Source organism: Francisella sp. 19S2-4 (assembly GCF_036281795.1).
Taxonomy (GTDB): Bacteria; Pseudomonadota; Gammaproteobacteria; order Francisellales; family Francisellaceae; genus Francisella.
In genome coordinates this window covers 1-12,095 of record NZ_JAWUZH010000026.1, presented here as the reverse complement: position 1 = coordinate 12,095, position 12,095 = coordinate 1, and the positions used below count along the sequence as shown (strand labels likewise).

The window sequence follows — 12,095 nt, the reverse complement described above, 5'->3', positions numbered from 1 at the left end:
ATTTAAATCCTAATGACTATATATTTAATGTGCCTGATCCCAGTTATCACCAGCATCAACATTCACCTCTAAAGGTACACTGAGCTTAACAGCACCTTCCATTACTTGTTTTATTTTTGCAGAAATTTCTTCAACTTTATTTTTTTTGATCTCAAAAACAAGTTCATCATGGACCTGCATTACCATTTTAATTTCGTTATTATACCCCTGAGATATCATTGTGTTAACCTCTATCATAGCTTTTTTTATAATATCTGCTGCAGTTCCTTGCATCGGAGCATTAATAGCTGCTCTTTCAGCGGCATTTCTTTGCATTACATTTCTTGAGCTAATTTCTGGCAAATATAGTCTGCGACCAAGTATTGTCTCAACATAACCATTTTTTTTAGCAAATTCTTTAGCTGTTGTCATATATTCTTTAACTTTTGGATAGCGATTAAAATATACATCTATATATTCCTGTGCTTCTGCTCGAGATATTTCTAGCTGCTTTGCTAAACCGAAAGCACTCATGCCATAAATAAGACCAAAATTTATAGCTTTTGCTCTCCTTCTTTGTTCACTTGTAACTTCATCCATATCAATACATAAAACTTCAGCAGCTGTTGCACTATGAATATCTAGACCTTCATTAAATGCTTTAAGAAGGTTCTCATCTTTTGATAGATGTGCCATAATTCTAAGCTCAATCTGTGAGTAATCTGCAGCCACTATATAGAAACCATCTTCAGCAATAAAAGCTTGCCTAATCTTACGACCTTCAGGACTTTTGATCGGTATATTTTGTAGATTTGGATCTGATGATGATAGTCTGCCTGTAACCGTCCCTGTTTGATTATATGAGGTATGCGCCCTTGAATTACTATCTAGCATCTTTGGAAGCTTATCAGTATAAGTATTTTTCAACTTAGATAAATGACGATATTTCATAATAAGTGCTGCTATCTCATATTCTTCGGCTAATTGAACTAATACCTCCTCAGAAGTTGATGCTTGACCTTTTGCTGTTTTTTTCACGGCTGGAATTTGCATTTTTTCAAAAAGAATCTCTCTTAACTGTACAGGAGATGATAGATTAAACTCTTGACCTGCTAATTTATAGCATTGCTCTTGAATCTCAACAATACTCTTATCAAGGCTAGCACTTTGCTCTACTAGTTTAGTTGCATCAATTTTTACACCTATTTTCTCCATATTATTTAAAATAAGAGTTAAAGGCATCTCGACTTTTGAATACAGTTCGTAAAGAACTTTCTCTTTTTTAAGTAACCTGTCAAAATGACTGAAAAGTCTAAAAGTAATATCTGCATCTTCAGCAGCATATTTAGCCACTTTATCAATTTCTATCTGATCTAAAGTTTGTTGTTTTCTGCCTGTTCCAGCTATTTCACTATAAGGAATTGGCTCAATATTAAGATGTTCCTTAGAAAGGCTATCCATATCATGCCTACCACTACTTTTTAACACATATGCCATAACCATAGTGTCATGAATATTTCCTTTAATATCCACACCATACTTTGATAGAATTTTCTCATCGAACTTAAAATTATGTGCAACCTTAGATTTTTTAGAATCTGCAAATATTGGTTTTAGCTCCTCTAAAACCACACCTAACTCAAGCTGTTGTGGAACACCTAAATATCTATGTTGTACTGGAATATAATAAGCCCTGCCCTCTTTAGCACAAAACGATAACCCTACCAAATTAGCTTCATAAGTATTTAAAGAGTCAGTTTCAGTATCAAAGGAAAAAATATTACTATCTTTCAAATCTGCTACTAAATCATCAAGATCTTGTGATGATAATACTGTTTTATAATCTATTTTAACATCTACTTGCTTAGAAGACTGTTCTTCATTCGTAGATTCTGTATTATTAACATCTAAACCTCGCAATAATGAATTAAATTCATATTTTGTAAAAACTTCTACTAAATATTTCGTATCTGCTGAATTACATTTAAGATCCTCTATAGTTAGACTAAGATTAAGGTCACACTTAATTGTTGCTAACTGATAAGAGAGTTTTAAAAGCTCAATATTGTTACGTAAATTTTCACCAACCTTTCCTTTTATATCATTAGAATTTGCTATCACTCCGTCAATATTTTCATATTCTTGTAGCCACTTAACCGCTGTTTTTGGACCAACTTTAGGCACTCCTGGAATATTATCAGAAGAGTCTCCCATAAGAGCTAAATAGTCAATTATCTGATCAGGTCGAATTTGGTATTTAGTTAAAACCCCAGAAATATCTGTAGTTACATTCTTCATCGAATCATATAGCACTACTTTTTCAGTAACTAACTGAGCCATATCTTTATCACCAGTAGAAATAACGACATCATAACCTTGAGCTTCTAGATCTTTTGCTAAAGTCCCAATCACGTCATCAGCCTCAACGCCATCTTTTATAATGATAGGAAAGCCCATTTTTTTGATAATTTCATGAAGTGGTTCTATCTGAACTCTTAGCTCATCATCCATTGCTTTACGATTTGCTTTATATTCAGGGTATATCTCATGACGGAAATTTTTACCCTTTGGATCAAAAACAACAGCAACATATTCTGTATCATATCTTGTTGGCAATTTCTTGAGCATATTTATTACTCCAAGAATAGCGCCTGTTGGCTCTCCTTGACTATTAGATAAGTTTGGTAATGCATGATAAGCTCTAAATAAATAAGATGAGCCGTCAACTAAAACTATTTTTTGCATAGAGATTTATTAGAATATTTATATCAATGTAAATAGTAATATATATAACAAAGTATAGCAAATCGATTACGAACATTAATCGCATATCCATTACTAAACTAATTAAAGAAATAATTTTATTCGTAATTATTGATTATATTGCAACTCTATATCTAGATACCACCAATTCTCTCTAGCAAAAGACTTACATTTAATAGCATCTTTATATGTCATAATAACTGCTTGATTATCTTTTATATTAGAAAAGTCTTGTTGTACAAATTTATGATGATCTTTGAATATTTCTTTATCTTCAATTTTAATATTATTTTGCGCTAGAGTTTCAAAAAATTTCTCCGGATTACCAATACCTACAACTGCAACAATATTATTAGCTGAGAACTCATCTTTTGAAAATCTCGCACCAGAGACAAGATTTACAAACTCAGTTGCAACAATTTTAGCAAAAGTAATATTCTGATTATAACTTCTTAGGAATTTTTTATCATCTTCCGAACAATCACCAATTATAATAACCTCATCCACAGAACTTAATCTTTCAATAGATTCTCTTAATGGTCCTGCAGGAATACATAATTGATTACCAAACATTCTACTCGCATCTACAACAACGATTTCTTTATCTCTAGCAAGCTTATAATGTTGTAAACCATCATCACTAATTATCACATCAGTATTTGGATATATCTTCTCAATATATTTTACAGAGTCTACTCTCTGTGGTGAGATAATTATGGGTACCTGACCATTTAGGGCATCATATAACATTGCAGGTTCATCACCGCACTGACTCGCTAAAGTAGCGGAATTAACCTCAAATGGATAACTCTCTGCTTTTGCTCCATAACCACGACTAATAATTACAGGATTTTTACCTTTTGCTAAATATTCTTGAGCTAACTTTCTAACTACTGGAGTTTTACCTGTCCCACCGACAGATATATTACCAACGATAACAACAGGTATTTTTGATTTATATTGATTTTGTTGCTGTTTGAGTTTGCGATTAGTAGCAACTTTTGAAAAAATAATAGATATAGGCTTTAGAATACAACTTAATAAATTTGGATTTCTCTGATACCAAAATTTATCTATCATCTAACTACTCAAGTCCTGACTGATATAGCCTAGTATATAGTCCACCTTGTTCAAGAAGATCTTGATGCTTACCACATTCAACAACTTTCCCACCATCCATAACAACAATCTTATCAGCACTTTCAACTGTACTTAGCCTATGCGCAATAACTATAGTTGTACACGATTTAGTTAAGCTTTCTAATGCTTGCTGAACAACTCTTTCTGACTCATTATCTAACGCACTAGTAGCTTCATCAAAGATCAATATCGGCGCATTTTTCAATAACGCTCTTGCTATTGAGATTCTCTGTCTTTGCCCCCCAGAAAGCTTAGAACCATTATTACCTATATTTGTATGCATTCCTTCGGGTAAGTCTTGAACAAACTCATAAGCATTTGCCCTTTTAAGAACATCTATAACCTCTTCTTCGGAAACATCTCTTGACAGTCCAAAAGCAATATTATTATAAACAGTATCATCAAATAAATGGACGTTTTGCGAAACCATTGATAAATGCGATCTTAAATTCTCTAGTGATAACTCACGAGTGTCTACACCATCAATTAATATCTCTCCCTTATGCTGAGTATAAAATCTTGAGATAATACTTGTAAGTGTAGTTTTACCACTACCAGACTTACCAACAAATGCTACTGTTTCACCAGCTTTAATATCAACACTAACACCATTTAAGACATTCTGCGTACTAAAAGCAAAGCTTACATCTCTAATACTTACATCACCTGATACTTTCTTCAGCTCTTTTTTACCTGTTTCTTCTTCTGCTGGATAATCAAGAATATAAAAGATATCTTCAGTCGCTGCCACTGCTTTTTGAATAACCACGTTAACTTTAGTAAGATTTTTAATCGGTTTTAAAATCGCGGCTGCTGCTGCAAAAAACGATGCAAATGATCCTGCTGTTAACCAAGAAGATCCTCCACCCTCATTAGTCCCAAAAATAGCAATTGTGAATAATGAAGCTGCTAAAACAAGTGATGCTATAATTTGAATAACTGGGGATGTTAAAGAATCTAAAGCAATTGTTCTTATCTGTTGAGAATAGGTATAGTCAAGATTCTTAAAGAATTTATTTTGTTGTTTTTTCTGAGCTCCAAATATTCTTATTTCTTTATAATTTCTAAGTGTTTCTTCAGCCGTATGAGTAACATTCCCCATAGATGACTGAGTATTCCTACTTAATGATCTGAATTTTTTGTTTATTAAAGATATAAATACACCCAAGAATGGACCAACTATTATCAAAAACAAAGATAACTGCCAACTTGATACAACCATCACAATTATAAGACCTATTACAAAAGTACCATCCTGAACTACTGTTATAATTGCTGTTGATGTGGCTTCAGTAACTTGATCAACGTTATATAAAAGTCTTGAAATAATTTGACCAGAAGAGTGCTTATCAAAGAATGTTGCAGGTAGATCCATAAACCTCTTATAAATATCTTTTCTAAACTTATATACTACCTTTTGTCCTAATGACCCAATAAAGTAATTTGATAAAAAAGCTCCAACAGATCGCAATGTTAATAAACCAACCATACCAACGCCCATCAACATCAATATACTAGCACTTTGCTTTGTAACTCCACCACTACCGCCAAAACCATAGTTTAATATCGGATTTATCAGATATATCATTGAAGCATCAGCTGCTGAAAAGAATATACTCCCTATAGCTGCTAAAACTAAAAAATGCCATAAGTGCTTAACTTGACCTAAGAGTCTTTTATAAAGAGTTGTTACTTTCTCTTTATTTGACATTTGACCACTAAGTGTCCCTGGACCTTTCGATTTAAGATCTATTTTATCAATCATATTTGCCATAATTTATAATAAGATGTTTTTAAAACAACATTAAGTAACCAACAATTATACACTTTTTTCTGTTAATATAAAGCTAAGCAAATTCAACTATCTAAGCAATGATAATATATCTAGTTGGTGGTGCAGTCAGAGATAGGCTACTAGGATTACCACATAAAGATAAAGATTGGGTTGTTGTTGGAGCAACAGAAAAAGAAATGTTATCTGCTGGATATCTTAAAATTAATGCATCATTTCCAGTATTCTTAGACCCAAGAACAAAAGAAGAATATGCCTTAGCTAGAGCAGAGAAAAAAGTAGCAAAAGGATATCATGGTTTTGAAACATCATTTTCAAAAGATATTACTCTAAAAGATGATCTTAAGCGTAGAGACTTAACTATTAACTCTATCGCTATGGATCAAGATGGTAGTATAATAGATCCTTTCAATGGCCAACAAGATATTACAAATAGAGTTTTACGCCACACTTCTGAAGCTTTTGTTGAAGATCCTTTACGAGTTATTCGATTAGCTCGCTTTAAAGCACAATTATCTTACTTTAATTTTTCAATAGCTTGTGAGACTAAAAAGCTTGCTAGAGATATTTCAAAAACCGATGAACTTAGCTTTCTTAAAAAAGAACGGCTACATATAGAATTTATCAAAGCTTTAACAAACCCTAGAATTTTCTTTGAAACATTAGATGATCTAGACTCTTTAGAAAAGGTATTCCCAACAGTAAAAAATTTACTTACATTAATCCCAAACACAATTTTTTTTAAGAATATCAAATATACTAACTTAGAAATTAATCAAAAAATAACACTATGTTTCCTAAAAACATCCAAACAACATTTAGAGCGCCTAAAGAAAGAATTATTACTAACAAATAAGCAATTTAAAACAATAATAGCAACTATAAATATTAAACAAATATTAGAAGATCAAATAGATGCTCCATACGCACTTAAGCTCATAAAGGATGCAAACCTATTAAGAGATCAAACATTATTTAAAGATAGTCTAGAAATATACAAAGCATATATAGATATAAGTAAAATAAAAAAATCATTAAGAAGAAGCTACAAGTCTTTAGAAGAAACTATAAAAACTATCAATAATCTAGATATTCAAAATATACTAAAAAATATTGATAGAAATAATTTAAAAAACACCATAAACAATCTATATATTGATACTATAAAAAACAGTTTAAATTTATGATACAATTACGAAAACTCTTTTTTATAGTAGATACTCAACGTAATGAAAAACGTAAATAGTTATATTTTTCCTATTAACACTATAGTCTGTATTCTAATATTGTTTATAGTAGCTTTTACAGTTATTGCTCTTGGATGGAAGCCTTGTCCAATGTGTCTTTTACAACAACTATCAGTATTATGCATCTTAGTATTTAGCATACTAGGATGGATCAAAAAATCTCCCAAAAGTTTTTCAATAATTATCAGAATTATAATTTTAATAATTATAATCTTTGGTATGTACTTAGCTGCAGATCAAATATATTTACAATATTTTGCTAATACACCAGCTACTAATGTTGCATCATGTGGAGGGATAGATAATCCTTTCTTACTAAATGTAACTAAATCAATTACAGGTTCAGTTGAAAGCTGCTCAGAAATTTCTGAAAGTATATCAGGCTATAGTTTAGCAGTTTATAGCTTGTTATTTTTTACAGGTTTGTTAATAATCAACTGTATTAGCTTTTTTATAAAGATATTTAAAAAATAGTGAGATAAAACTGTGGACTTCAAAAAAACTTTTGCAAATATTAAACAAAAAATAAATGCCAACAAAAAAAACTATGCAATTTTTGCCATAATCACAACAGTAGTAGCATGGCTAATCTTAGGTAAGCTCGGATTATCTTTAGCAATTGTCTATTTCATATTCCAGATAAAAAAAGTAAGATTCTGGCTATCCAAATTAAAGAATAAAAATGTTGCTTCAGTCACAGTAGTTGTAGCCACATTACTAATATTTGGAAGTATCTTTGGTTTTGCTGAATTTGTACAAAGCATGATTAAAAAAGGTATGGCTGCTTATGTTCCCCAGCCTGTAGCTGTTACATCAACTGTTGTCAAAACGACAGATTGGCAACAAGTTATTAACACTATCGGTGAAGCACAAGCTATCCAATCAACACAAATTTCATCGCAATCAGGTGGAATTGTTAGTGAAATTAATTTCAAGAGCGGCCAAGAAGTTAAAAAAGGTGATTTACTATTTAAACTCGACACAAGTCAATTAAAAGCAAACTTGGAAGAAGCTCTTTCAAAATTAAAGCTCGCTAAAATAACTACCGATCGTTATAACAAACTTGTACAACAAAAAGCCACATCAAAAGAGTCAGCTGATAAAGCTAATGCAGACTATTTAACAGCATTAGCACAAGTACAGAATATTGAATCTCAAATTGGTTTTAAAGAAGTTAGAGCTCCTTTTGATGGTAAGATAGGTATTAGAAACATAAGTTTAGGTCAATACTTTAACAATGGTGATAATGCTGCGACTCTCACAAAAATAGATCCAATTTTTATCACATTCTCTGTACCACAAAACAAAGTTAGTTTAATAAGTGTCGGTCAAGATATTAACTTCTTCTCCGATGCATTCCCGGGAGAAAAATTTACTGCTAAGATAACAGCTATCAACTCTTTCATTAATGACTCAAACAGATCTATCGTTGTCCAAGCTACGTATAAAAACCCTAAACATTCAATTGTCCCAGGGATGTTTTTGACTGTCCATGTAAATCTTCCAATAAAGAAAAATTCAATTGTAATTCCTAGAAATGCAATAGCATACAGCTTATATGGAGAATCTGTATATACTTTAGAACCAGTTCTAGATAAAGATGGTAAGCCTCAAAAAGTATCCTATACATCTACTGCAAGTGGTGGAATGGAAACCATTACTTTGGATAAAACTTTATATAAAGTTGGTCAAGTAAACGTTAAGGTTATAGAAACAAGAAATAATTTAGCTCTAGTTGAAGGCTTAAAACCTGGAACAACAATAGTTACTTCAGGACAAAATAAAGTCAACAAGGGAAGTGATGCTATGTTAAATAATAGTGTAGAGTTAAATAACAATCTATATAAGCAAGGAATGTAATAATGCGTCTTATTGATATCTTTATAAGAAGACCTGTATTATCTCTTTCAATAAGCTTTATGATTATTGTTGTTGGAGTTGGTTCTTTTTTCAACCTCCAGATTAGGCAATATCCTTATATAGATAGTGCAACAATTACTGTTACAACATCATACCCTGGAGCAAATCCAGCAACTATTCAAGCGTTTGTAACTAGACCCATAGAAGCGGCTGTAGGTTCATCAAAAGGTATTGACTATATGACTTCACAGTCTGCTCTGGGAACAAGTACAATTACTGTATACGTTAAACTGGGATATAACTCTAATGATGTTCTTTCTGAAGTTGTACAAAATGTAAACTCCGTATTAAACCAATTACCACAAGATGCTTATTCTCCTGCTATTAAGTTAAATCCTGCAGATAACTTCCCCTCATTAATTCTTGCCTTCACAAGTAAAACAATGAATACCTCTGAAATATCTGCATATATAAACTCTGAACTAACGCCAAAGCTACTAGCTCAAGGTGGATTATCAGAGATAGATGTATGGGGTAACCAACCATATGCAATGCGTATATATCCAAACAAATCTCGTATGGCAGAATATGGCATAACCCCCGCAGAGCTGTCACAAGCAATTGGTTCTAACAGTTTAGTTTCAGCAGGTGGCCAAATACAAGGACCATACTTAAACTATACGTTAAATCCAGAGACTAGCATGTCTCGAGCTCAAGATTACGAAAATCTTATTATTAAAAAGAGTAGTGGTCAAGTGGTTAGACTTAAGGATGTTGCCAAGGTTGAATTAGGTGCTCAAAATTATAACTCTACAGTATATTTTGATGGTAAAAATGCCGTTTTAGCAGGGGCCGTTGTTTCACCAGAAGCAAACCCACTTTCAGTAGTTGCTAATCTTGTAAAAGAGTTACCTAATATTAAAGCTGCTTTACCAAATGGCTTAGATGTTCATATTGCCTACAATAGTACTCTGTATATTGAAAGTTCTATTGATGAAGTTATCCATACGCTTGCTGAAGCAGTTATTATAGTATCAATTGTGATGTTCTTATTTTTAGGATCATTAAGAGCGATTATTGTACCGGTAATAGCTATTCCTTTATCAATTATTGGTTCTTTTTTCTTAATGAGCATGATGGGATTTTCAATAAACCTATTGACCCTTTTAGCAATGATTCTAGCCATAGGCTTAGTAGTAGATGATGCTATTGTTGTACTTGAAAATATCTACCGTCATGTTGAAGAAGGTATGGAACCTTTTGCAGCAGCAATTAAAGGTGCTAGAGAAATTGCTAACCCTGTAGTTTTGATGACCCTAACTCTACTAGTAGTATATGCTCCTATCGGAATGATGGGTGGCTTTACAGGTCAGCTATTTACAGAGTTTGCTTACTCCCTTGCTGGAGCAGTACTTATATCAGGTATAGTTGCTTATACTTTATCTCCAATGATGTGCTCAAAAGTACTTAATCGCCAAATGATGAGCACTAAATTAGTTAAGTTTGTAGATTCTGTATTTAGTAAATTAACTGCTAAATATAAAGCTCTGCTAATATTTGTTTTAGAAATAAAACCCGCTATTGCTATTATGGGAGCTATTGTACTTGTTAGCTGTTTTATAATGGGTACAGGTATCAAATCAGAACTTGCTCCAAATGAGGATCAAGGATTCTTAGGTATAATGGGACAAGCTCCATCTTCTGCCAATATTAACTACTTAAATGCCTTTGGTGAAAAACTAAATCAAACATTAAATGAGATACCAGGCAAGCAAAATACTTTTATTCTAAATGGGGTAATGGGCTCTAATGTGATCTTTGGTGGCTTTATTATGAAATCATGGGATGATAGAAAAATTTCTCAACAAAAAGCTGCTAACATAGCTCAGGCTAAAGTAACAGGTCTCCCTGGAATACAAACATATACTTATCAAACACCTTCACTACCAGGAATACCTAGAGGTGCTCCAATATCTATAGTTATCCAGAGTGTTAATGACTATGAAGCCATCAATGATATTACCAATAAAGTTATAGACAAAATGATGAGTAGTGGTCTATTTGTTTTTGCACAAAGTGATCTTAAATTTGATAATCCTGTCGTTGATATAAATATAGATCGAGAAAAAGCTGGTATTTTAGGAATCACAATGGCAGATATTGCTAAAACACTTAGTTCTTCATATGCTGGTGGTTATATAAACTATTTCTTCCTAAGAGGATATAGTTTCCAAGTGATACCTCAACTTCCTAGAAATGAGATGTTAACGCAAGAGCAACTAGGAAACATCTTTATTCGTTCAGATGATTCTAGTGATATGTTTGATTCTGAAGTGCCACTATCCGCACTGATGACATTTAAAACAACTGGACAACCTCTAACACAAAATACCTTCCAACAACTAAACGCTTCAACAATTTCTGCAGTTATGTCACCTGGTGTAACTCAAGGACAAGCGATTGACTATGTTAAGAGTGTAATTAGAAGTGAGCTACCAGCAGGATTCTCATATAACTTCTCTGGCTCAGCTCGCCAATATGTTGAAAATGGTAATACAATGATGGTAGCTTTTGCTTTTGCAATCGTTCTAATTTTCCTAGCATTATCTGCTCAGTTTGAAAGCTTTAGAGACTCTCTTGTTATCTTAGTAACTATTCCAATGGCTATATCGGGAGCTTTGATTCCGCTATATTTTGGGCAATATATCGGTGCAGGATGGGCATCACTTAATATATATACCCAACTTGGTCTCGTGACACTAATAGGTCTAATATCAAAGCAAGGGATTATGGTTGTTGAGTTTGCCAACCACTTACAAAAACACGAAGGGCTGAATAAGTATGATGCAATTGTCACTTCATCATCACAACGTTTAAGGCCTATTCTAATGACAGTATCAGCAATGGTTGTTGGTGTAATACCTCTTGTTACATCCTCTGGTGCTGGTGCTGTAAGTAGAAACTGTATCGGTGTTGTTATATCAAGTGGTCTAGTTATTGGAGCACTCTTCTCGCTATTTGTTTTACCTGTTGTATACATGTATATTGCAAGTGATAAATCAAAGTCTGTTAAATTAGACATTGAACAGCAAAAAATAGTTGATGAGCTTAACGAAAATGACTCAAACCACTAACAAAATAAGTTTTCTCTTAAATTTTATTTAACATTTTGCGATAAAAATACTACCAAACAAGTTTTACAATATTTAGTATAAAATTTCTTGAATTTTAATAATCAAGACTGTTGAATAAATCTTTCAATTTCTATGAATAGGAATATTTTTGCTATTTTTAGTAAAAACTTAGCCTTAAAT

At 32.5% G+C, this 12,095-nt stretch carries 7 protein-coding genes; 4 read left to right on the top strand and 3 right to left on the bottom strand.

What is annotated here, in order from left to right; genetic code table 11:
• Positions 1-24 precede the first annotated feature (24 nt).
• From polA to msbA, 3 genes are all read right to left on the bottom strand, one after another.
• Positions 25-2,724 carry a DNA polymerase I gene (polA, locus tag R8535_RS06865; RefSeq protein ID WP_329497783.1) on the bottom strand — a complete coding sequence of 900 codons (2,700 nt, stop codon included), beginning with the start codon at positions 2,722-2,724 and terminating at the stop codon, positions 25-27.
• Between the two features lie 126 nt (positions 2,725-2,850).
• On the bottom strand, positions 2,851-3,822 hold the full coding sequence (gene lpxK, locus R8535_RS06860) for a tetraacyldisaccharide 4'-kinase (protein WP_329497785.1): 972 nt from the start codon (positions 3,820-3,822) through the stop codon (positions 2,851-2,853).
• 4 nt (positions 3,823-3,826) lie between these two features.
• Complete coding sequence (msbA, locus tag R8535_RS06855) at positions 3,827-5,656, bottom strand: lipid A export permease/ATP-binding protein MsbA (protein WP_329497787.1); 1,830 nt, start codon at positions 5,654-5,656, stop codon at positions 3,827-3,829.
• A 98-nt stretch (positions 5,657-5,754) separates the two neighbouring features.
• Here msbA and R8535_RS06850 point away from each other — a divergent pair, with 98 nt between their 5' ends.
• The 4 genes from R8535_RS06850 to R8535_RS06835 are packed head-to-tail and all read left to right on the top strand — an operon-like array spanning position 5,755 to position 11,915.
• Positions 5,755-6,861: a CCA tRNA nucleotidyltransferase gene (locus R8535_RS06850; RefSeq protein ID WP_329497790.1), complete on the top strand. Its 1,107-nt coding sequence runs from the start codon at positions 5,755-5,757 to the stop codon at positions 6,859-6,861.
• A 42-nt stretch (positions 6,862-6,903) separates the two neighbouring features.
• Complete coding sequence (locus tag R8535_RS06845) at positions 6,904-7,395, top strand: disulfide bond formation protein B (RefSeq protein ID WP_329497792.1); 492 nt, start codon at positions 6,904-6,906, stop codon at positions 7,393-7,395.
• A gap of 12 nt (positions 7,396-7,407) precedes the next feature.
• Positions 7,408-8,781: an efflux RND transporter periplasmic adaptor subunit gene (locus tag R8535_RS06840; RefSeq protein ID WP_329497793.1), complete on the top strand. Its 1,374-nt coding sequence runs from the start codon at positions 7,408-7,410 to the stop codon at positions 8,779-8,781.
• 2 nt (positions 8,782-8,783) lie between these two features.
• The gene (locus R8535_RS06835; RefSeq protein WP_329497795.1) at positions 8,784-11,915 is read left to right on the top strand and encodes an efflux RND transporter permease subunit; all 3,132 of its coding nucleotides are present in this window, start codon (positions 8,784-8,786) and stop codon (positions 11,913-11,915) included.
• Positions 11,916-12,095: the final 180 nt, after the last annotated feature.

Coding starts and splice junctions, on each gene's coding strand:
- polA (WP_329497783.1), bottom strand. CDS start 2,724: ATGCAAAAAATAGTTTTAGTTGACGGCTCATCTTATTTATTTAGAGCT.
- lpxK (WP_329497785.1), bottom strand. CDS start 3,822: ATGATAGATAAATTTTGGTATCAGAGAAATCCAAATTTATTAAGTTGT.
- msbA (WP_329497787.1), bottom strand. CDS start 5,656: ATGGCAAATATGATTGATAAAATAGATCTTAAATCGAAAGGTCCAGGG.
- R8535_RS06850 (WP_329497790.1), top strand. CDS start 5,755: ATGATAATATATCTAGTTGGTGGTGCAGTCAGAGATAGGCTACTAGGA.
- R8535_RS06845 (WP_329497792.1), top strand. CDS start 6,904: ATGAAAAACGTAAATAGTTATATTTTTCCTATTAACACTATAGTCTGT.
- R8535_RS06835 (WP_329497795.1), top strand. CDS start 8,784: ATGCGTCTTATTGATATCTTTATAAGAAGACCTGTATTATCTCTTTCA.